The 21,038-nt window shown below is 76.1% G+C and carries 14 protein-coding genes; 6 read left to right on the top strand and 8 right to left on the bottom strand.

The window, feature by feature from the left end; translation table 11 throughout:
- The first annotated feature begins 68 nt into the window (after window positions 1-68).
- Window positions 69-902 (top strand): helical backbone metal receptor, encoded by an 834-nt coding sequence (locus ACFVVL_RS06705; protein WP_387671774.1) that lies wholly within the window; start codon window positions 69-71, stop codon window positions 900-902.
- A 37-nt stretch (window positions 903-939) separates the two neighbouring features.
- On the opposite strand, the gene ACFVVL_RS06700 is transcribed toward ACFVVL_RS06705, so the two are convergent.
- The 5 genes from ACFVVL_RS06700 to ACFVVL_RS06680 all read right to left on the bottom strand — a co-directional run bounded on the left by ACFVVL_RS06700 (window position 940) and on the right by ACFVVL_RS06680 (window position 8,400).
- Window positions 940-1,332 carry a RidA family protein gene (locus ACFVVL_RS06700; RefSeq protein WP_380289589.1) on the bottom strand — a complete coding sequence of 131 codons (393 nt, stop codon included), beginning with the start codon at window positions 1,330-1,332 and terminating at the stop codon, window positions 940-942.
- 28 nt (window positions 1,333-1,360) lie between these two features.
- Window positions 1,361-2,401: an LD-carboxypeptidase gene (locus ACFVVL_RS06695; protein WP_387671772.1), complete on the bottom strand. Its 1,041-nt coding sequence runs from the start codon at window positions 2,399-2,401 to the stop codon at window positions 1,361-1,363.
- A 178-nt stretch (window positions 2,402-2,579) separates the two neighbouring features.
- Window positions 2,580-5,174 carry a hypothetical protein gene (locus ACFVVL_RS06690; RefSeq protein WP_387671770.1) on the bottom strand — a complete coding sequence of 865 codons (2,595 nt, stop codon included), beginning with the start codon at window positions 5,172-5,174 and terminating at the stop codon, window positions 2,580-2,582.
- 278 nt (window positions 5,175-5,452) lie between these two features.
- Entirely contained in the window at window positions 5,453-6,907 is a 1,455-nt protein-coding gene (locus ACFVVL_RS06685; protein ID WP_387672202.1) for a lipase maturation factor family protein, read from the bottom strand.
- A 416-nt stretch (window positions 6,908-7,323) separates the two neighbouring features.
- The gene (locus ACFVVL_RS06680; RefSeq protein ID WP_380289583.1) at window positions 7,324-8,400 is read right to left on the bottom strand and encodes a GAF domain-containing protein; all 1,077 of its coding nucleotides are present in this window, start codon (window positions 8,398-8,400) and stop codon (window positions 7,324-7,326) included.
- Between the two features lie 480 nt (window positions 8,401-8,880).
- Between ACFVVL_RS06680 and ACFVVL_RS06675 the strand changes: the two genes are divergently transcribed.
- The 5 genes from ACFVVL_RS06675 to ACFVVL_RS06655 all read left to right on the top strand — a co-directional run bounded on the left by ACFVVL_RS06675 (window position 8,881) and on the right by ACFVVL_RS06655 (window position 14,065).
- Entirely contained in the window at window positions 8,881-10,152 is a 1,272-nt protein-coding gene (locus tag ACFVVL_RS06675) for an acyl-CoA dehydrogenase family protein (protein WP_387672199.1), read from the top strand.
- Window positions 10,153-10,524: 372 nt separating this feature from the next.
- Window positions 10,525-12,618 (top strand): ATP-binding protein, encoded by a 2,094-nt coding sequence (locus tag ACFVVL_RS06670; RefSeq protein ID WP_387671767.1) that lies wholly within the window; start codon window positions 10,525-10,527, stop codon window positions 12,616-12,618.
- On the top strand, window positions 12,615-13,049 hold the full coding sequence (locus ACFVVL_RS06665; RefSeq protein ID WP_380289577.1) for a roadblock/LC7 domain-containing protein: 435 nt from the start codon (window positions 12,615-12,617) through the stop codon (window positions 13,047-13,049). Before ACFVVL_RS06670 ends, ACFVVL_RS06665 begins: the two co-directional genes overlap by 4 nt.
- Window positions 13,046-13,426 (top strand): DUF742 domain-containing protein, encoded by a 381-nt coding sequence (locus tag ACFVVL_RS06660; protein ID WP_380289575.1) that lies wholly within the window; start codon window positions 13,046-13,048, stop codon window positions 13,424-13,426. The genes ACFVVL_RS06665 and ACFVVL_RS06660 overlap by 4 nt, the downstream gene beginning before the upstream one ends.
- Window positions 13,427-13,492: 66 nt before the next feature.
- Complete coding sequence (locus ACFVVL_RS06655; protein WP_380289573.1) at window positions 13,493-14,065, top strand: ATP/GTP-binding protein; 573 nt, start codon at window positions 13,493-13,495, stop codon at window positions 14,063-14,065.
- A gap of 64 nt (window positions 14,066-14,129) precedes the next feature.
- On the opposite strand, the gene ACFVVL_RS06650 is transcribed toward ACFVVL_RS06655, so the two are convergent.
- The 3 genes from ACFVVL_RS06650 to ACFVVL_RS06640 form a co-directional block, all read right to left on the bottom strand.
- A complete protein-coding gene (locus ACFVVL_RS06650) occupies window positions 14,130-14,597 on the bottom strand; it encodes a MarR family winged helix-turn-helix transcriptional regulator (RefSeq protein WP_380289571.1) in 468 nt (155 codons plus the stop codon).
- Window positions 14,598-14,689: 92 nt separating this feature from the next.
- A complete protein-coding gene (locus ACFVVL_RS06645; RefSeq protein ID WP_387671765.1) occupies window positions 14,690-16,702 on the bottom strand; it encodes a hypothetical protein in 2,013 nt (670 codons plus the stop codon).
- On the bottom strand, window positions 16,699-20,850 hold the full coding sequence (locus tag ACFVVL_RS06640) for a DUF5682 family protein (protein ID WP_387671763.1): 4,152 nt from the start codon (window positions 20,848-20,850) through the stop codon (window positions 16,699-16,701). The genes ACFVVL_RS06645 and ACFVVL_RS06640 overlap by 4 nt, the downstream gene beginning before the upstream one ends.
- Window positions 20,851-21,038 lie beyond the last annotated feature (188 nt).

The raw sequence follows: 21,038 nt of genomic DNA, 5'->3' as shown, positions 1-21,038 counted from the left end.
GTACGGGCGGCATCCGGGAAGCGGTCGGGTGACGGTGCGATGACGGCCGGGGTGGTTAGGGTGGTGCGATGACGTCCCTCCACGCGCCCGGCGGTCCCCCGGCGGTCGACGACCTCGGGTCGGCGGTGCCGCTCGGCCCGGGGCCGGTGCGCCGGGTGGTGTCGCTGGTGCCCTCGCTCACCGAGGCGGTCGCCGCCACCGCACCCGGGCTGCTGGCCGGGGCCACCGACTGGTGCAGCCACCCCGCCGACCTGGACGTGCCCCGGATCGGCGGCACCAAGAACCCGGACGTCGCCCGGATCGTGGCGCTCGCCCCGGACCTCGTGATCGCCAACGACGAGGAGAACCGCCGCCCCGACCTGGACGCCCTGCGGGCGGCCGGCCAGCCGGTCTGGGTCACCGACGTCCGCGCCCTCGACCAGGCGGTCCGCTCGCTGGACCGGCTGCTCACCGCGGGCTGCGGCCTGCCCCGCCCGCCCTGGCTGGACGCCGCCGAGGCCGCCTGGGCCGCGGTCCGCCCGCTGCCCGGTCCGGCCCGGCGGGCGGTGGTGCCGATCTGGCGCCGCCCCTGGATGGTGCTCGGCCACGACACCTTCGCCGGCGACCTGCTGCGCCGCCTCGGCCTGCACCTGCCGCACGCCGAGGACCCGGCCCGCCCGGAGCGCTACCCTGCCGTCCCGCTCCCCGAACTGCTCGCCGCCCGGCCGGAGTTGGTCGTCCTGCCGGACGAGCCCTACCGCTTCACCGCCGACGACGGCCCCGAGGCCTTCCCCGGCGTCCCGGCGGCCCTGGTGAGCGGCCGCCACCTCACCTGGTACGGGCCGTCGCTGGTGGAGGCCCCGACGGTGCTGGCGGCGCAGCTCGGGGTGGGGCGGGGCGGTTCGGGGTCGGGGCAGGCGTGATCTGGGCAGACGTGATCGGGGCAGACGTGATCGGGAGTCAGTCGAGGATGGCGTCGAGCTCCACCTCGACGAGCCACTCGGGATCGATGAAGCGTGAGACCTCGACGAAGGTGCAGGCCGGGCGGACGGACGCGAACCGCTCGCCGTGCGCCCGCGCGGCTTCCCTCCAGCGGGTCACGTCGGTGAGCATGATGCGGGTCCGCACGACGTCCCCCAGCGAGGCGCCCGCCGCCTTCAGCGCGGCTTCCGCGATGTCGAGACACCTGACGGTCTGGGCGTGGACGTCGCCCGGCCCCACGGTCGTCCCGTCGTCCCCGAGGGGAGCGGTCCCGGCGACCGCGACGTGCGCCCCCTTGCGGACCGCCCGGGAGAATCCGATCCGAGGTTCGAGCGGCGAGCCCGAGGAGATCGTCTGTCGATCGTGATCCATCGCCCCATGCTCCCAGACCGCCACGCCTTCAGGGCAGTCCGGACAGCCCCCGGTGGCTCGGTCGGCGCGGGGCGACGGCCGGCTCGTCCAGGCTCAGGGTGCGGGCGGTGGCGTCGACGGTGGCGCGGACGCCGAGCGGCAGGGGCAGGTTGGGGCCGGCGTGCCCGAGCTCCAGCCGGCCGAGCACCGGCAGCGGCCGGTCGCCGAGCACGTCGAGCACGACCTCGCGCAGCGACGGCGCCGGGGCGTCGTCCGCGCAGCCGGCCGTGGTGACCAGGTGCGGGACACCGACGACCATGGCGGCGATCCGGTCGAACACGCCGGACATCCGGAGCAGGTGGAGGTCCTGCCAGACGGCGGAGAGCGGACGCTCCACCTCCTCCCAGAACAGCACCGCCCCGTCGAAGCGTTCGGCGGGCAGCGCGCAGGGCGTCGCCTGGAGCGCGACCAGCCGCCCGAGCAGGCCGCCGAGCAGCGGCCCGGAGGCCCGTCCCGGCCGCCAGCACTCCCGGCCGTCGCCGGACGTGCGGAGTTCCGGGAGCGGTCCGAGCGGCGCCGCCGGGTCGGTGAGGGCGCGGCGGTAGAGACCGGTGAGCGTGGCGGCGGTCGGTCCGGGGGCGGCGTGCCACGAACCGCCGAGGCCGTAGGTCGCCATGTCGCCGTGCAGCGCGGCGAGGCCGGTGCGGGCGTGCAGCGCGAGCAGGAGCAGCGAGACGTCGCTGCACCCGAGCACCGGCTTGGGGTCGGCGCGCACGGCGTCGACGTCCACCCGGTCCAGCCAGCCGGCGGTGGCCTGCCCGCCGGTGTGCGCGACGACCGCCCGGACCTCGGGGTCGCGCAAGAGCCGGTTGAACTCCTCGGCCTGCGCGTCGGGCCCGTCCGCCGCCCACCAGCGGCGGCGCCCCGGCTCCGTCAGCGGTGTGCGGCGCACCCGGAACCCCATGGCCGTGAGCGTGGCGACGCCGCGCTCCAGCAGCGGGACGGCGTCGGCCTCCAGCGGTCCGGCGGGCGCCGCGACGGCGACGAGGTCGCCCGGGGCGAGGGCGCGGGGGCGCAGGACGTCGGGCACGGGCGGGCTCCGCTCGGTCGGGGTCGGTCGGATCGCCCGTCCGACCGGCCGACCCTCGCCGAGTCTCAACGGCCCACGGTTGTGCGGCAATCGGATTTCGGTGGGTGGACACGCGGGAAGGCCCCGGGTGGCGCGGCCGGTGAACGACCGTGCCACCCGGAGCCTTCCGTCGTGCGTGTCAGCCGCGTGCGGCCGCGACGGCGCCGCCGAGCGCCTCCTTGATGCGCGGCCCGAGGCGGGCGAAGCCGAGCTCCTTCATCGCCGCGCGCAGCAGCTCCTCGTCACTCCGCTCGACCCCGTCGCCGTCGACCCAGCGCACGATCGCGAGCAGTTCCTCCGCCGAGTACGCGGTCACCGGCCGCCCCGGCGTGAAGTCCGGCTTCTCCGGCCGCCCACCGGCCCCGGGGGCGGTCCCGACGGCCGGCTCGGGGGTCTCGGCTGCCGCCGGGACCTCGGGGGCGGGCTCCGCAGCGACCTCGACGGCGTCCTCGGTGACCGGCTCGGCCGCAACGGCCTCGACAACCTCGGTCTCGGCCGGGGCCTCCGCGACGGGCTCCGCCACGACCTCGGCCGCAACCTCGGTGACCGGCTCGGCCGACGACTCGACGACGGCCTCGGCCACCGGCTCGGGCTCGGGCTCGACCTCGGCCTTGGCGGCCGGGACCTCCGCCACCGGCTCCGGCGCGGTGTCATCCTCGGCCGGGGCCTCCGCGACGGGCTCCGCAACAACCTCGACCGCAACCTCGGCAACCGGCTCGACCGACGCCTCGGGCTCGGCCTCGGCCTTCGCAGCGGGCTCCGGCTCCACCTCGGCGGCAAGGGCCACCGGCTCGGCCGGCTCCTCGGCCGGGGCCTCCACAACATCCTCGACGGCACCCTCGGCAACCGGCTCGACCTCGACCGGCGCCTCGGTGACCGCCTCGGGCACAACACCCTCAACGACCTCGGCCTCGGCCTTCGCGGCGAGCTCGGTCTCGACGACCGCCTCCGCCACCGGCTCCGCAACAACCTCGACCGCAACCTCGGCAACCGGCTCGACCTCGCCCTTCGCGGCAGGCTCCGCCTCCACCTCGGCAGCAGCGGCCACCGGCTCGGCCCGCTCCTCCGCAACGGGCTCCGCAAGATCCTCGACGGCAACCTCGGTCACCGGCTCGGCCTCGACGGGTGCCTCGGTGACCGCCTCGGGCACAACATCCTCAACGACCTCGGCCTCAGCCTTCGCAGCGGGCTCGGTCTCGACGACCGCCTCCGCCACCGACTCCGCAACAACCTCGACCGCAACCTCGGCAACCGGCTCGACCTCGGGCTCGACCTCGGCCTTCGCGGCGGGCTCCGCCTCCGCTTCCGCCTCGGCCGCGGCGGCCACCGGCTCCGGCGCGCTGTCGTCCTCGGTGGTGACGGCGACGGCGGCGACGGCCGGCTCGGGGGTCTCCTCGGCCTCCGCGTCGGCGGGGTCGATGGTCTCGGCGTCCGGGGCGGAGGGCTGGGCCGGCGGGGCGGTGGTGATGCCGACCAGGTCGTCGGCGGCCGGCGAGGGGGCGGGGAGGGTGACGGTGAGCGGCTGCTCCTCGGCCGGGTTCTCCGCCGCCGTCTCCGCGTCCGCCGTCTCCGGCTCCGCCTTCGTCTCGGCCTTCGCCCCGGGCTCCTCCTCCGCCTCGGTCGGCGTCCCGGTGGCGACCGCCTCCGGCTCCTCCGCCGTCTCCGGCGTCAGGCCGTCGCGCTGTCCGCCCGCCAGCGCCTGGCGAGCCGTGTAGGCGGCCTCGGCGGCGCGGCGGTCGGCGTGGGAGGCGGCGAGTTCGGTGAGGAGCTCGGCGAGGCCGGCCTCCTCCAGGGTGGTGCGCAGGCCGCGGAGGGTGGGCAGGCGGTAGAGGGTGCCCTCGTCGGCGGCGAGGCGCTCGACCAGGTCGATCAGGTCCGGGAAGGACAGCGCGTCGAGGTCCTGGCCGGGCAGCAGGCGGGCGAGTTCGCGCACTCCGGTGTTGACGGCCTCGAAGCTCTGCGCCGTACGGTGGGCCAGGTCGGCGTCGGACGGCGCGGTGGGCAGCGTGCCGGAGGGCGCCAGGGCGGTCCAGGCGCGGCGCTCGACCTCGGCGGAGGCAAGGGCCTCGTGGAGGTCCTGCGCGCGGGGGCGGCCGGTGCTGGTGGCGGCGAGGGCGGCGGCCTGCTTGCGCAGGGAGCGGCCGCGCAGCCAGGAGAGCTTGACGCCGCGCTCGCGCCGCCAGTTGCGGTCGGCGGTGGCGGCGATCAGGGATTCGAGGTCGGCGTCGTACGCGGCGGGGGCGAGGACGGCCGAGGTGCGGCGGACGAGCTGGAGCATCTCGACCAGTACGGCGGTCTTGCCGACGGTGTCCGGTGCGTCGAGCTTGACGTCGGCGGCGAGCGTGGTGACGTCCTCCCAGACCTGCTGGAGGTCGTGGCCGCGCAGTTCGGCGAGGACGGTGGACGCGGCGCGGGCGTCCTCGGGGGTGGCGACGGTGTCGAGGGCCGCGTACCAGGGGTGGGCCTCGGTGGTGAGCGTGAAGGCGCCGAGTTCGGCGTAGCGGCCGAGGTCCTCGCGGAGGTCGGTGTCGGCCGCGGCCGCGGTGTCCGCGACGTCCGTCGTGTGCGTGGTGTCCATCGTCGTGTCCGTCGTGTCCGTCGTGTCCGAGGTGTCCGTGGTGTCGGCGGTCTCCGTGGCTGCCTTGGTGTCCGTGTCCGTGTCCGTGGTGTCCTTGACGTCTGCGGAGCCGGCTGCGTCGGCCGCGTCGGCGTTGCGGGAGTGAAGCACTGTCATGTGAGGTCCGGTTCTGGGCGGCTGCGGCGGGGGCGTGGACGGGCGGCGAGGGGGTGGCGGTCCGGGTGCGCGGTGGGTCTCGGAGTGAGGGCCGGGGGGCGCGCGGTCGGGCTGCCGGTCGGAGGCCAAGAATACGGGTGCCCGTTCGAGCCATGCACGCACCCACCGCCCCTCGGGCCGGTGTGGCGTGCCGTACCGCCCGCCCGGACGCCACCCGGGAGGGCCGGTCGGGTGGTCGCCCGTGGGCCGGTCGCCGTACACCGGCGGCCGCCGTACGCCTATTGCGCGGGCGGCGGCCGGTGGCCGGCGCGGGCCAGGGTCGCGAGGTCGACCGGCGCGAGGTATTCGTAGAGCGCCGTGCGGTGCCACCAGGCGCCGGTTTGCCGCAGTTCGCGCCAATCGGTGAACCGGTACAGGTGCAGGGTCGCCCGGACGTGGGTCGGCGGGCCGTCCGGGAAGGGGTTGTGGCGCAGCAGGCGCAGCGTGTCCGGGTCGTTGACCAGCAGCCGGGCGGCGAACGGCAGGAACCACGGCCGGGCGTAGCCGGGCGAGATGCCGGCGAACCACATCAGCCAGTCGAGCCGCAGGTGGTACGGGGCGTACTGGCGCGGCAGGCGGCGCACGTCGCCGGGCTTGCCCTTGAACCCGTACTCCTTCCACACGCTGTGCCGGGTGACCACCGCGTCGTCGGTGCCCTCGACGACGACCTCCTGGCGGGTCCGGTTGACGCTGCCGAACGCGCCGTAGGTGTTGACCAGGTGGAGGCGGTTGAAGGAGCGGTTCATGACCTGGCGGCGGGAGACCATGTTGCGCACCGGCCAGTAGCTGAGGACGAGGACGGCGGCGGTGAGGGCGAGCGCCAGGGCCTCGAACCAGACGGGGGTGGCGGCGTAGGCGCGCGGGTGGACGGGCAGGCCGAGGCGGGCGGGGTCGACGGCGGCGAGGGCGAGGGCGATGGTGAGCCAGTTGAGCCAGGCGAAGTTGCCGGAGGCGACCAGCCAGAGCTGGGTGGCGACGACGACGCAGGCGGCGTAGGTGGCGACCGGCTGCGGGAGCAGCAGGCCGACCGGCACGAGGAGTTGGGTGAGGTGGTTGGCGGCCGCCTCGACGCGGTGCAGCGGGTCGGGCAGGTGGTGGAAGAACCAGCTGAGCGGGCCGGGCATCGGCTGGGTCTCGTGGTGGTAGCGCAGACAGGTCAGGTCGCGCCAGCAGCTGTCGCCGCGCAGTTTGATCAGCCCGGCGCCGAACTCGACCCGGAAGACCAGCCAGCGCAGCAGCCAGAGCACGGGGGCCGGCGGGGCGGTGTCGGCGTTGCCGAGGAAGACGGCCAGGAAGCCCGCCTCCAGCAGCAGCGACTCCCAGCCGAACGAGTACCACGTCTGTCCGACGTTGACGATCGAGAGGTAGAGGGCCCACAGCGCCGCCCAGCAGAGCATGGCCGTCCACAGCGGGACTACGTCGCCGAGGCCGCCGACGAGGGCGGCGGAGAGGGCGGCGCCGCTCCAGGCGACGGCGGCGAAGAAGCGGTCGCTGTAGTGGAGGTGGAAGAGGCCGGGGGCGTGGCGGAACGGGACCCGGGCGGTGAAGCGGGGGACGGGGAGCATGCCGCGGCTGCCGAGGAGGGCGCGGAACTGGAGGGCCGCGGCGAGGAAGCCGGTGAGGTAGAGGGCGGCCAGCAGCCGTTGCACGAGCAGTCTGCTGAGCCAGTACTCGGGGGCGGCGAACCACTGCATGCGGCCCATGCCTACCACCGGCCGTGCCGTGCGGGCGGGTGCGGCGGGAGGGCGCCCGGCGGTTCACCCGGACGGCTTTCACCCGGACGGCGGAGCGACGGCGGGCGTTCACCCGATGGGCGTCGACGCGGACGGCGTTCGACGCGGACGGCGTCCGGCGGTACTGCACCGTGGCGGGGGGCCTCTCCTCGGGGGTGAGAGGCGCCCCGCCGCGGTGGCGGGAGCCGTCGCGGACGCGGTGGAGCGGGTGGAGCGGGTGGTTCCGAGTGGTGCTGGGCGGTACCGGGTGGTGCTGGGCGGTACCGGGTGGTGCTGGGCGGTACCGGGTGGTGCTGGGTCGTGCCGGGTGGTGCAGGGTCGAGCGGTACCACGAGAACGGGTGGGAGACCGGACCGGGTGGTCCGGGCGGCCCGTGCTCAGGCCGGCAGGACGAGCCCGGTGTCGCCGCCGCCGGTGCCCGGGCGGACGGCGGAGGCGCCGCCGCTCTGCTGGAGGCGGTCGACCAGGAGCGCGGCCAGGGTGCCGAGCTCCTCCTCGGTGCGGGACTGCGCGGTGACGTCCATGCCGACCGTCAGCACGCCGCTGACCTGGCCGGTGCGGACGGCGCGCAGCGGGCTGCTGGTGAAGCTGAAGATCTGCTGGCCGCGCTGGGCGTCGGGGCGCAGGGACTGGACGCGCACGTCGTTGAGGACGGTGGCGCGGCCGGTGCGGTAGGCCTCGGAGACCGCCTGCTGGAGGCCGGCGGCGCCGAGCTGGGGGTAGGCCTGGCCGATGGTGCCGTACGCCGCCGGGGCGCCGAAGACCTCGGCGTGCTGGGCGTTGGCGTAGCGGATCTCCTGGCCGGGGCCGTCGGTGAGCATGATCGGGAAGGGCGAGCCGTCGAAGGCCGCGAACATCTCCTGCTGCTGGGCGAGCAGGTTGTCGCGCAGCCGGATCTCGGAGAGCAGCGCCTCGGCGAGGTGCTGGATGTCGCGCAGGCGCTCGCGGCCCCACTGGCGGGGTTCGCGGTCGAGGACGCAGACGGTGCCGATGACGGTGTTGGTGTCGTCGACCAGCGGGGCGCCGAGGTACGCGCGCACGCCCAGCTCGTCGACGACCGGATTCCCGGAGAACCGGGGGTAGGCGAGGATGTCGTCCAGCGCGAGGGGGGAGCGCTGGGCGACGACGTGGGGGCAGAAGCCGTGGCTCAGCGGCATCTGACGGGTCGGCAGGTCGAAAGCGATGCCCCGGTCGGCCCAGGAGGAGCCCTCGTCGGCCGGAATGTCGGGGGAGGTTGGCGGAATGTAGAGCCCCCGGAACATCTGGCGCTCGTCGTTGATGAAGTTGACCATCGCGATGGGGGCGCGGGTGATGCTGGCGGCCAGGTGGGCGAAGCGGTCGAAGGCCTCGTCCGCGGTGGGCTCGTCGAGGCCCAGGCTGCGAAGCCTGCGGGCCCGCTCCGACTCCCCGGCGGCACCCGGGAACTGGCCTTGAGTGCTCATCACATCAGTCATGGCGCACATGTAATCAGACATCCGGCACCTTCGGCTTTCTCCGTCCGCACCACCGCGCCTGTTGATGCTCCGTCAAAGCCACACGGCGGACGGCGAGACGGCGGGCGGACCTCCGGACGGGAACGGGAGGGGAACCGGAAGCGGAACCCTCGGCTCCGGTGGATCCGGGAATCGGGGGAACGTCGTATCCCCTTCTTCCGGCGTTTCAACCCTCGGCAGTCCCCGAACGACCCGATCGCGCCAATCCAAGATCCTCCGTAGAGCACTTTCGACACACATATGACAATGAGCCCTGCCGAAAATCGGCGGTCCCCATGGGCAGCGTGGGCCACCGCCGGCACTCCGCGCGCACCCGGATGCAACGGGGCACCCGGCCGCCACCGTCACCTCCCCCACGCCCTCGGCGGCCGAGCGGATCGGCTGCACGGACGGAGGCACTTCCACCGAACGAACCGAACCCGAGAGGACCGGGGCATGGCGATGGACTACTTCACCGACGAACGACACGAGCACCTCCGTGCGGAGGTGCGCGAGTTCGCGGAGAAGGAAGTGCGCCCGCAGGTGGCCAGAATGGAGGCCGAGCGCCAGGTCGAGTTCGCACTCGCGCGGGAGATCGCCCGCCGGGGCTGGATCGGAGTGACCATCCCGCGCGAGTTCGGCGGGCTGGGGCTGGGGCATCTCGCCAAGACCGTCATCGTCGAGGAGCTGTCCCGTGTCAGCGGCGCCATGGGGGCGGTGGCGCAGGCCTCGCAGCTCGGCGTCGCCAAGGTCATCCACTTCGGCAACGACGCCCAACGCCGGTACTGGCTGCCCAGGTTCGCCTCCGGAGCGGCGCTGCCCACGATCGCCGTCACCGAACCGGAGTCCGGCGGTCATGTGCTCGGCATGAGCGGCACCGCCCGGCGCGAGGGCGACGAGTACGTGCTCGACGGCCGCAAGTGGTTCGTGGGGAACTCCCACATCGGCGACGTGCACGGCGTGGTGCTGCGCACCGGCCAGGGCAGCCGGGGCCTGTCCGCCTTCCTGGTCGAGAGCGACCGCCCGGGCTTCCGCACCGGCGCCCTCGGCTCGCAGAGCGGCCTGCACGGCTTCAGCTTCGGCGAACTGGTATTCGAGGACTGCCGGATCCCGGCCGGCAACCTGCTCGGCCGGGAGGGCCAGGGCCTGGACGTCGCCTACTCCTCGTCCACGCTGTACGGGCGGCTGAACCTGGCGGCGGTCGCCCTCGGCCTCCACGTGGCGATCGTGGAGGACACCGTGCGGTTCGCCGAGGCGCGGATGCTCTACGGCAAGCCGCTCTCCCAACTGCCCAACATCGCACTGAAGCTGGGCGAGATGCAGTCCCGGCTGATGACCGCCAAGCTCGCCGCGTACCACGCCTCGCACCTGCTGGACCACGGCAAGGCCTGCGACGCCGAACTGATGAACGCCAAGCTGATCAACACCGAGTACGCGATGGACTCGGCGCGCAACGCCATGGAGATCCACGCGGCCCGCGGGCTGCAGGCGGAGTTCCACATCGAGCGCTACCTGCGCGACGCCACCCACACCTACCCGCCGGCCGGCACCTCGGACGTCCAGCGGCTGCGGCTCGGCCAGGTGGCCTCGGGCACCTACGGCAAGCAGTGGTCGGCCGAACTCGCCGGCCTGGCGGGCTGGGCGTGGAGCGAGGCGGCCGAACGCGAGGCGCGCGCGGAGGCGGAGCTCCAGGCCGGGTCGGCGGCCGTGCTGCGGATGCCGCTGGCGGGCTGACCGCGGGATTCCATTCCTTGACCTGTCCCTGACGGCTTTCCGGCGGCCGGATCCGGCCGCCGGAAAGCCGTCCGGCGCTCCCCCGGCACTCGCCGCACTTCGCTGACCAGTGCGAATGCCCGGAGGGACACCCTCCGGTGTTCCCGACACGCTGTCATCAGGCGTTCACATATGGTCAGTTGATGTTGCCCGAAGGGCACCCGGGGCTGGTAGCGTGCCTGAAGTCGGCGGCCGTGCTGCATCCGTCCGGACGGTGACCCCACGGGTCACCACCTCCGGCAACCCTCCGGGCACCGTCGGCCGTGGCACCCCAGCAGCCCCGGCCGGACCGCACACGGACACCCCGCCGTTCGCCCTGCTACAAGGAATCAGATGCCAGGCATATCGGCTCCCCGGACGGGCCACCGCGCCGGCCGGTCCGGCTCCCTACGCAGCTCGCTCCTCGCCCTCGCCCTGGTCCCGGGCCTCGGCCTCGCCGCCGCCTGGGGCTACGCCGCCTACCTGCTGCGCGACGCCGGGGAGCGCACCGCCCTGTACGCCGGCAGCGCGGCGGTCGGCGTGGTCCTGCTCTGGAGCCTGGTGCGCGGTCTGCGCACCGCCCGCACCCTGCCGGCCCGGATCGCCGCCCTGCACGTCGACGCCCTGGCGCTCGCCCAGCACGAGATCCCGGGGGTCGTCGGCCGGCTGCGGGCGGGCGAGTCGGTCCCCGTGCCGCCCCCCGCCCGGACCCCGCCGCGGCGGGGCGGCGACGAACTCCAGCAGGCCGCGGACAGCCTCGCCGGCATCCGGCAGGCCGCCGTCGCCGCCATCGTCCACCAGGCCCAGGGGCGCGAGGGGACGAAGAAGGTCTTCCTCAACATCGCGCGCCGCACCCAGATCCTGATCCACCGCCAGATCAGCATGCTGGACGCGCTGGAGCGCGAGCACGAGGAACCCGACCTGCTGCGCGAGCTGTTCGCCGTCGACCACCTCGCCACCCGGATGCGGCGCAACGCGGAGAACCTGGTCATCCTCGGCGGCGCGCTGCCCGCCCGGCGCTGGCGCAACGCCGTGCCCATGGTCAACGTGCTGCGCAGCGCCGTCTCCGAGACCGAGAACTACTCGCGGGTCGTCGTCCAGGGCGTGCCCCGCACCTCGCTCAGCGGTCAGGCGGTCGCCGACGTGATCCACCTCGTCGCCGAGCTGATCGAGAACGGCACCACCTTCTCCCCGCCCTACACCCAGGTGCAGGTCTCCGCGCAGGAGGTGCCCAAGGGCCTGGTGGTGGAGGTCGAGGACCGCGGCCTCGGCATGGTCGAGGAGGAGTACCAGCGGCTCAACGACTACCTGGCCAACCCGCCCGAGCTGGACGTCTCCGCGCTCGGCGACGACCTGCGGCTCGGGCTCTTCGTGGTCGCCCGGCTGGCCGCCCGGCACGACGTCCAGGTCACCCTGCGGCCCTCGCCGTACGGCGGGACGCGGGCCGTGGTGCTGGTGCCGGCGGTGCTGCTGCAGCAGGCCGAGCCGCCGTGCGCCTTCAGCGGACTGCCGGCGGGCGCCCGGGTCACCCGCTCGCCGGTGCCGGACCTGCGGCCGGGGGCCGGGGCGGACACGGTGGCGGGGGCCGGGATCGGGACGGGGGCCGGGACGGGCCGCGCGGGCGCCGGGACAGACGGCGGCTCGGGCGCGGGCCTCGCGCCGGGTGGTCGTGCGGGCGGCCGTGCGGGCGGCCGGGAGGTGCCGGGTGCGCTCTCCGGGGTGCGCGACGGGCTGCCCGGCCCCGGGCCGGTGGCGGAGCCGGTGGCGGCATCGGGCCGGGTGGCCGTTCCCGGGCCGGCCGTCTCCCCAGAGGCCGGAGGGGTCGGTGGGGTCGGCGGTGGCGGGGCGGTCGACGGCGGTGTCGTGATCGGCGAGCTGGTCGCGCACTACCCTGCGAACGGCGGCGCGCGGGACGGCGGCGCGCAGGACGAGGGCGATCCGGCGGTCAACGGCGGTCTGCCGGTGGGCTCCCCGATCCCCGGCCTGCCGGGCGCGGTGGTCGTGGCCCGGCCCGGACGGCCCCGGCCGTTCCAGGACCCGGCGGGCGAGCCCGGCCCGGACGTCCTCGGGGGCGGGGCCGGGTTCTGGGGCGGGACCGGCGAGCCGTCGGCCGCACAGGCCGGATCGCCGGCACCCACGCCGACTCCCGCTCCCACGCACCAGCGTCCCGAGGAGGCCCTGGCGGAGTACGGGCCCGAGGGTGAGCTTCGCACCCCGCGCGTCCTGCCCCGGCGGGTCCGCAACGCCAGCCTCGCCGAACAGTTGCGCGAGTCCCAGGCGTCCCCCACCGCCCCGTACGGACCGCCCGGCTCCCCCGCGCAGCCCGGCGAGGACCCCTCGCCGCAGCGCTCACGGGCCACCATGGCCGCCATCCAGCACGGCACCCGCACGGCCCGTGCCGCCACACCCGACCCGGACGCGCCCCCCACAGCTAAGGAACAGCGATGACGACGCAGCACACCGACACCGAGCGCGACCTCAACTGGCTGCTGGACCAGCTGGTGGCACGCGTCCCGGAGACCCGGCACGCCATCGTGCTCTCCGAGGACGGCCTGCTGGTCGGGCTCTCCCAGGGCCTCGACCGGGCCGACGCCGAGCACCTGTCGGCCGTCGCCTCCGGCCTGCAGAGCCTCGCGCGCGGCGCCGGCCAGCGGTTCGGCGGCGGGCGGGTGCGGCAGACCGTGATCGAGATGGACCAGCTGTTCCTGTTCGTCACGACCGCCGGCCAGGGCGCCCGGCTCGCCGTGCTCACCAGCGAGGCGGTCGACGCCGGGCTGATGGCCTACGAGATCAACATGCTCGTCAAGCAGGTCGGCCAGTACCTCACCGCAGCGCCGCGCAGCGACGCCGGCCAACCGGATGCGGGTGGCGGTGCGTGACCGTCGACGCTGCCGAGGCCTGGTTCTTCGACAAGGAGGCCGGCCACCTGGTCCGCCCCTACGCCATCACCAACGGGCGCACCGGCCCGGTCCGTGACGGCTTCGCGCTGATCACCCTGGTCGTCACCGCCGACCCGCGCACGGACACCAGCCGGATGACGCCCGAGCCGGCCGCGATCCTGGACCTCTGCCGCGAACGCCCGCTCGCGGTGGCCGAGATCGCGGCCGTCCTGGATCTCCCGGTGAGCGTGGTCAAGGTGCTGCTCGACGACCTCGCCGAGGCCCGGATGATCCTCACCCGGGCGCCCGTCGAGCTCGCCGAGGCGCCGGACATCGCGCTCATCCAGGCCGTGATCGAGGGCGTGCGGCGGCTCTGAGCCGCCCCGCTCGGCCGCCCCCGCTTCCCCTCGCCCCGCCCCGTTCCCCCTTTCAGGAGACCCGACGTGACGACCCAGAGCCTGGTGCCGGGCGCGGTCAAGATCCTCGTCGCCGGCGGCTTCGGCGTCGGCAAGACCACCATGGTCGGCTCGGTCAGCGAGATCGAGCCGTTGCAGACCGAGGAGCGGATGACCCGCGCCAGCATCGGGGTCGACAGCCTCGACGGCGTCCAGGAGAAGTCGACCACCACCGTGGCGATGGACTTCGGGCGGATCACCGTCCGCGAGGACCTGGTGCTCTACCTGTTCGGCACCCCGGGACAGTTCCGCTTCTGGTTCATGTGGGACGACCTGGCGCTCGGCGCGCTCGGTGCCATCGTGCTGGCCGACACCCGGCGGCTGGAGTCCAGCTTCGCCGCCGTGGACTTCTTCGAGCAGCGCGGCATCCCCTTCGCCGTCGGCGTCAACTGCTTCTACGGGCGCCGCGACTGTGCCCCCGAGGACGTCCGACGCGCGCTGGACCTGGACCCGGACGTCCCCGTGGTGCTCTGCGACGTCCGGGAGCGCGCGTCCAGCAAGGAACTGCTGCTCGCCCTGCTCGACCGGGTCCACCGGGACGCGCTCGCCGCGCACCGGTGAAACCGGGCGACCCGGGCGACCCGGACGGGCCGGGCAGGCCCGGGCCCCGGGGAGGGCCGGCCCGTCAGGACGTGGCCGGGACCGTCGGGGCCAGCTCCAGCTCGTACAGGGCCCGGACCAGCGGCGCCAGCTCGGGGAGGTCGGCGGCCTCGGTGAGCGTCGCCTCCAGGGTCGCGTCGTGCGTCGGACGGGCCGCCGCCAGCAGTTCGCGCCCCTGCGGGGTCAGCTCGGTGTAGATGCCGCGCCGGTCGTCCGCACAGAGGTAGCGGCTGAGCAGCCCCCGTTCCTCCAGCCGGCTCACCAGCCGGGTGGTCGCGCTGCTGCTCAGCGCGGCCGCGCGGGCCAGCTGCTGCATCCGCATGTGCCAGCCGTCCTGCCGCGACAGCGCCTCCAGCACGGTGTACTCGACCACCGAGAGCCGGTGCTCCGCCTGCAGCGTCTTCTCCAGCGCCGAGTCGATCAGCCCGTGAAGCGCGGCGAGCGTCCGCCAGCCGCCGGCGCGGATCTCGGCGGCGTCGTCCTGGATCCCCATGGCTCGCCTCTCTGTGGTCGGTTCCGCTCACGCGGTGGAACGTCCTTCTCTGCCCGATTATGCCACTCAGCGCGGCTTACCTGCTTGTGCAATTAGTTTTCTCCGGGCTCCCAACCGGTCACGCAGAGCGCCGAGGCCAGTTCCTCCTCGTACCAGGCCGCCGCCAGCCAGGCGGCCGCGAAGGCGCCGTGGTCGTCCGTGACCACCCGGCCGAACACGTCGCGCGGCTGGTCCGCCGCCGCCGCGAGCAGCCCGTCCAGCAGCGCCGCACCGGTGGCCAGCCCCGCCGAACGCAGCCGGGCCCGGTCGCCCCCGGTCGCCCGGGAGCCGAGCGCCAGCGCGGCCCGGCCGCCGGTCACCGCCTGCTCCACCCGGCGGGCGAGCAGATGCACGGGGGTGGTCGGAGCCTCACCGGCGGCCGGCACGCCGGACGGCGCCGGCGGTACGGACCCGGTCGGGCCGGTGGCGGGCAGGCCGGTGTCGACGAGGCCGGTGGCGGGCGGAAGGACGAGGTCCGCCGTCTGGAGCCGCTCCAGGCCCAGGTTGACCCGGCCCGCGCGGTCGGCGGGCAGCGCGAGGGAGGGCTCCTCCGGGGTCGCGGACGCGGGCGGCAGGCCGACGGCCAGCAGCCGCAGCTCCGGGCGGGCCGAGCGCTCCAGCCGGCCGATCACCCGCAGCCGCAGGCCGGGGGCGGTGGCGAGCAGCGCCAGGTTGCCCCGGTGCGCCAGCCCCGGGTGGTCGTGCGCAGCGCGCAGCGCCAGCACCACCCCTTCGCACTCCGCCAGCAGCCGCGCCTCTCCCCCCGGCCCGTACGGCACCGCGCCGAGCAGCGTGACGTCCAGGAACAGCAGCTCGCTCCCGGCCGGCCGGGCCTCCGGCGGCAGCGCCCCCGCCGCGAGGGCCCGGGCCACCTGGGCGGCCCGCGGCTCGCCCCAGAGCCCCGCGAGCGGCTCCGCCGTCCAGGCCGCGCCCGCCACGCGGACCGCCCGGACCGAGGCGCCCGCCCCGAGCCGTCCGGCCGGCGACCTGGTCGCCCCCTGCACGGCCAGCCCGGCCCGCGTGAACTCGCGGTGGCTGAGCATCGCGTCCCCCAGCCGCACCGTGCGGTTCCCGGCGCCCACGGCCTGCGGCGCCGCCGCCGCGGCGTCGCTGTGCGGCATGATCTCCGCCATCGTGTGCAGCCCGCCGCCCGCGTCCACCGCCCAGGTGAGCACCCCCGCGTGGGTGGCCGTCAGCACCGGCTCGGAGAACAACCCGTAGAGCCGCAGGCCGCCCGCCGGCGCATAGCTCTGGCGGGCCGTGCCGCGCAGCTCCGCGACGGCCGGCCCGGCGTCCGGGGTGGCGGCCGGGGTGGCGGCGAGGGCCAGCGCCGTGCTGAGACCGAGGAGTTCGCGCAGACCGGCCACCAGGTCGGCGAGCCGGTGGTCCGGCTCGCCCGAGCGGGCGGCGCGGATCCGGGTGACCACGGCCACCGCCGCGGCCGCCGGCCGGTACAGGCCCGCCAGCCGGGCCCGGTGGGCCGCCCGCAGCAGCTCCGCCTGGAGCACCGCGCCCGCGCCGCCGACGCCCGCCGCCAGCACGGCGGCGCCCACCCGGTGCAGGTGCTCGGCGGCGGCCCGTTCGGCGGGGGTGGGGGCCCCGGCGGTCGCGGCCCCGGCGGGCCGGGCGGGGCCGGGCTCAGGTGCCGTGGCCGTCCGGTCCGTCGAGCTCTCCCGGTCCGTCCGGTCGGGCGACGGCGCCTCGGTGGGCAGCTCGGCTGGCGGCTCGGCGGGCGGCTCGTCGTCCGCGAGCGGGCAGACCGTGACCGCCGCGGCCCGGTGCACACAGGCGGGCGCCAGCAGACAGCCGCAGCGCACGTCCGCCTGGTCGGCGAGCACCCCGCCCGGCGCGTGCAGCACGAGCACCGTCTCCTCGTCGAGGGCGATCCGCCAGTCCTCGCCGTCCCGTTCCACCGGCCGCCCGGCCAGCTTGGCGGCGGCGCCGTCCAGGCGCTTCTGCAACCGTGCCGACAGCCCGGCCACCACCTCGGCGACCACCTCCGGCCGCACCGCCGGCCACTGCGCGTCCGTGCCCGTCACCGTCACTGCCCCTGCCACCTCCGTCATCGGACCTTCTCCCCCACCCAGCGGGCCAGTTCCTGCGGGCTGAGCGCCGCCACCGGCATCCCGGCGGCGACCAGTTGGCCCGCGACCGCCTTCGAGTACCGGGCGTTCCCGGTGTCGTCCAGTGCGGCGCAGCCCAGCAGGTGGCAGCCGGAGCCGACCAGTGCCCGGGTCTGCGCGAGCAGCCCGCCGACCGGGCCGCCCTCCTCGAAGTCGCTGACCACCGCGATCAGCGTGCGGGACGGCACGGTCACCAGGCTCCGCGCGTACCGCAGTCCGCCCGCGATGTCCGTGCCGCCGCCCACCTGAACCTCCAGGAGCAGGCCCAGCGGGTCCGTCACCCGGTCGGTCAGGTCGACCACCTCGGTGGAGAAGGCGACGAAGTGGGTGCTCAGCGAGGGCACCCCGGCCAGGATGGAGGCGGTCAGCGCCGCCCAGATGGTCGACGCCTCCATCGAGCCGGAGACGTCCACGACCAGGATCATCCGCCAGTCGGACGCCTGCCGGGCCCTGGTCCGGAAGACCGGGCGCTCCGGCACGATCGTCATCGCGCCCGGGTCACCGTCGACCGGGCGGGCGGTGGCGAGATTGGCGCGAATGGTCCGGTGCAGGTCCAGACCACCGCCGGGGCGGCGGCTCGGGCGCGGCACGCTGATTCCGGTGAGGGCGGGGCGCAGCCTGGTCGCCAGCTCCCGGCTCAGCTCGTCGACCAGGCGTCGGACCAGCGGACGCAGCGCCGCCAACCGGGCCTCGGGCAGGCCGCCCGCGTGCTCCAGGACGGCCCGCAGCAGGTCGACCGACGGGCGGACGGCGTCCGGGTCGACCGCCTCCAGCACGTCCCCGCGGCCCTGGGCGACGGCGGCCGCGAGCACCTCCTCGCGGAGACCCGGCCCGAACAGCGCCTCCAGTTCCTCGGACCACTCGCGCACGCCCGGGTACGGCGCCTCGCGCCCGCCCCGGTTGCCGCCCGCACCGCCGCGGCCGTCCAGACCCGGGCCGGAGCCCTCGCCGTGGCCCGTGCCGTACAGCTCGTCGAGCGCGATCGCCAGGCGCGAGGCCCGGCCGCCGAGGCCGCCGCTGCCCGGTCGGCCGAGCAGCAGCCGCCAGCGCTCGGCCGGGCCGAGGGCGTGGGTGCCGGTGTGCTCGTGGGTGTGGGCGGGCGCGTCCGTCGTGGGCGCGTCCGTCGTGGGCGCGTCCGTGGTGGGCGCGTCCGTCATGGGCGCGTCCGTCGTGGGTGCCGGGAGCGGCGCGGGCAGCAGTCCGCGGCGGGCGAGCGCGGCGCGGGCGGCCAGGTCGGCGCGGGACCAGTCGGCGAGCAGCGCGGGCGGCAGCTCCGCGGGGAGGGTGTCCAACCGGGTGCCGAGGCGTTCCTCGACCAGGTGCAGCAACCGGTCGCGGGCGGCCGGGCTGAGCGTGTCGAACCCGCCGCGCAGTGCCGGCAGGCGGTCCAGGAAAGCGGTGTCGGGGAGGCCGACCACCCGCTCCAGCACCGGTTCGAGCACCTCGGGGGCGGTCGAGAACAGTCCCTCCGCCGCCGTGAGCAGCCCGACCAGGGACCGCCCGAGGGCGTGCCGGGCCTCGGGCCCGGTGGCGCCGTCGACCCAGGAGGCGGTCCGGTCGCCGAACACCGCCGGATCCTCCTGCCGCAGCAGCACCCGCACCGCCCCGGCCGCACCGCGCACCAAGGGGCTTCCGCCGTCGGCGAGTTCGGTGAGCGTGTGCCGCAGCCGCACGCCTCCTGAGAGGTCCGCCCGCCGCGCCAGCTCCACCAGCGCCCGGGCGTCGTCCGCCTCGTCGGACCCGCCCAGTCCCTCCAGCTGACGAACCGCCGCCACCGTCACCACCTCGGCCGCCGCCGCCAGCACGGCGAGCGCCGGGTCCTCGTCCGGGCCCGGCTGCGCGGAGGGGCCACCGGCCCCGTCCGGGAATCCCTCGCCGGCCATCCCCGCAGCCCCTCCCCCGGAGGACGCGGCGACCTCGCCCGGCAGCCCCCCGCCGGAGGACGCGGCAGAAGCAGCCCCCGAACCGGCGGACAGGCCCGCCCGGACCTGCGGCACAGCGGACAACGCGCCATCCGAGGACGGGACCGAACCGGCAAGCGGGTCCGTCCCGACCTGCAACGCAGCCGACGTGTCGCCGGCCCCCGAACCGGCGGACAGGTCCGCCCGGACCTGCGGCACAGCGGACAACGCGCCATCCGAGGACGGGACCGAACCGGCGCGCTGGTCCGTCCCGACGTACGGCGCAGCCGACGTGTCGCCGGCCCCCGAACCGGCGGACAGGTCCGCCCGGACCTGCGGCGCAGCGGACGAGGTGGCGGCTCCGGTGCCGGTGGGCAGGGCGGGGGTGGGGGTGTCGGGGTGGGTGGAGTGGTGGGTGGCGGTGAGGCGGTCGAGGAGGGCGAGGGCGTCGAGGAGGTCGGGGAGGGTGCCGCTCGCGGGGAGGACGGCGGTGAGTTGGGTGAGGCGGGTGCCGGTGAGGGCGGGGAGGCCGCAGGCGGCGGCGTCGGCGAGGCCCCGGAGGACTTCGCGGGCGGTGGGGCCGTCCGCCTGCTGTTCGCGGCGGAGCCGTTCACGCAGGACGCCCTCGGCGGCCTGGGCCGGGGTGACACCCCGGGTTCCGGCGACGGTGAGCATGGCGGCGACGGCCGGGGTCCAGCGGACGCGCCAACGGGTGGTGAGGGTCTCGGTGCCGCCCGCGCCGGTGGTCTCGACGGACTCGGCGTAGGGGACACCGCACGCGCCGAGGCGGTGGAGGAGCAGTTCGCGGCGCCGGTCGAGGGGCGAGCGGAGCGGGTCGAGGCGGAGTTCACGGGGGGCGGACTCGGCGGTGTCGCCGGGGCCGGGGAGGCCGAGCTCGGCGAGCAGCCGCTCGACGGCGGGGGCGAGCCCGCTGCGCGGGGCGGCCGGGGTGGGCTCGCCGGTGCGGGTGCCGATCAGGACCTTCTCCAGCGCGCGGGCCACCGCCCGGCCGCGGCCGAGGGGTTCGCCCTGGGCGAGGACGGTCTGCACCGCCTCGACGAGTTCGCCGCGCCCGGGGGCGGCGAGGCCGCGCAGCCGGGAGAGGTCACCGGCGAGCCGGACGATCTCGCGCGCGTCGGCCGGGCCGGAGGGGTGGTCCTGGGAGCGCAGCGCCTCGCAGATGCGCACGGCGGTGCGGACGAGCGCCTCGGCGAGCCGGTCCGGATCGCCCCCGGCGTCGAGCACGGTGTGCTGCCACTCGGGGTCGCGGATGCCGGCCGGGTAGCCGGAGCGGGCATCGAGCAGCGGATAGGTGTACGGGATCAGGGAGACCACGTGCCGGGCGTCAGGGGCGGCCTCGGCCGGGCGCTCGGCCGGCGCGGCGGGCTCGTCCCCGGTGAGCGCGGGGGCGTGGAAGGCGCCGATGACGGCGGCGACCCGGCGGCCGCCGGCGCCCGCCTCCCGGATGCGCTCGCGCATCCAGGCCTCGCGCCGCAGGTCGTAGGGGTCGACGCCGCGGCCGTCCTCGGCGTCCTGGCGCATCGCCCAGCCGACCAGCAGGGCGGCGCGCCGGACGGCCTCCGGGGTGGAGCCGGGGGCGGCGGTCTCGACGAGGCGGTCCCAGAGGTCCTCGTCGTCGTCGCGCCCGGTGAGGCGGTGGCGCAGCGCGTCGGCGACACCGGGGCGGGCCTCACCGTCGGGGTGGTGGTGCTCACGCTCGCGGTACCGGTCGCGGACGGCGAGGGGGAGGTCGCAGGCGATGGTCTCGACGCCGTGGCGGCGCGCCCAGCGCAGGGCGGCCAGTTCGGGCGAGAAGTCGGCGAAGGGGTAGAAGGCGAGGCCGGTGCCGTGGCCGGCCTCGGCGCCGATCCCGTCGGCGTCCTCGTCCGAGCGGTCGGCGGCGGGAGCCGCGGCGAGGGCGACCGGGGCCGTGGTGGCCTCGTCGGCGAGCAGGCCGAGCCAGGGCTGGAACTCGGCGGGGAGCTCGACCAGCAGCACCTCGGGTGCGGCGGCGTCGAGCAGGGCGGGCACGACGGCGCTGAGCGAGGGCGCGTGGTGGCGCACCCCGATCAGGTAGGGGCCGGGCGTGTCGAGGCCGGACGCGGCCAGTCGGGCGGCCTGGGCCTCGACCGTCCCGCGCGGGTCGTCGAGGCCGGGGCCCGCCCCGCCGGGCGGCACCGCGCTGCTCATGTGTTCACCTCTCGGTGGGAGTTCAGGAGGGGGAGGAGATGGGGGGTGGAAATGGGGGGGGCGAAGAGGCGGGAGGGCCGGCCCGGCGCCCCCCGGGGGGCCCGGGCCGGCCCCGGGGGCCGTGCTCCAGGGCGGAGCCCAGGTCCCCCCCGGTGCGCCCGGTGGCCGGGCCCGGGTCGGCGGGGCCG

Origin of the sequence: Kitasatospora sp. NPDC058115, assembly GCF_042884635.1 — a bacterium.
Taxonomy (GTDB): domain Bacteria; phylum Actinomycetota; class Actinomycetes; order Streptomycetales; family Streptomycetaceae; genus Kitasatospora.
The sequence above is the reverse complement of the archived record's forward strand: the minus strand, read 5'-3'. Positions and strand labels throughout refer to the sequence as shown.

What these genes read in the sequence shown, in the direction of transcription:
- ACFVVL_RS06705 (WP_387671774.1), top strand. Translation starts at nt 69, where the DNA reads ATGACGTCCCTCCACGCGCCCGGCGGTCCCCCGGCGGTCGACGACCTC.
- ACFVVL_RS06670 (WP_387671767.1), top strand. Translation starts at nt 10,525, where the DNA reads ATGCCAGGCATATCGGCTCCCCGGACGGGCCACCGCGCCGGCCGGTCC.
- ACFVVL_RS06665 (WP_380289577.1), top strand. Translation starts at nt 12,615, where the DNA reads ATGACGACGCAGCACACCGACACCGAGCGCGACCTCAACTGGCTGCTG.
- ACFVVL_RS06675 (WP_387672199.1), top strand. Translation starts at nt 8,881, where the DNA reads ATGGACTACTTCACCGACGAACGACACGAGCACCTCCGTGCGGAGGTG.
- ACFVVL_RS06680 (WP_380289583.1), bottom strand. Translation starts at nt 8,400, where the DNA reads ATGACTGATGTGATGAGCACTCAAGGCCAGTTCCCGGGTGCCGCCGGG.
- ACFVVL_RS06690 (WP_387671770.1), bottom strand. Translation starts at nt 5,174, where the DNA reads ATGACAGTGCTTCACTCCCGCAACGCCGACGCGGCCGACGCAGCCGGC.
- ACFVVL_RS06650 (WP_380289571.1), bottom strand. Translation starts at nt 14,597, where the DNA reads ATGGGGATCCAGGACGACGCCGCCGAGATCCGCGCCGGCGGCTGGCGG.
- ACFVVL_RS06640 (WP_387671763.1), bottom strand. Translation starts at nt 20,850, where the DNA reads ATGAGCAGCGCGGTGCCGCCCGGCGGGGCGGGCCCCGGCCTCGACGAC.
- ACFVVL_RS06685 (WP_387672202.1), bottom strand. Translation starts at nt 6,907, where the DNA reads ATGCAGTGGTTCGCCGCCCCCGAGTACTGGCTCAGCAGACTGCTCGTG.
- ACFVVL_RS06700 (WP_380289589.1), bottom strand. Translation starts at nt 1,332, where the DNA reads ATGGATCACGATCGACAGACGATCTCCTCGGGCTCGCCGCTCGAACCT.
- ACFVVL_RS06645 (WP_387671765.1), bottom strand. Translation starts at nt 16,702, where the DNA reads ATGACGGAGGTGGCAGGGGCAGTGACGGTGACGGGCACGGACGCGCAG.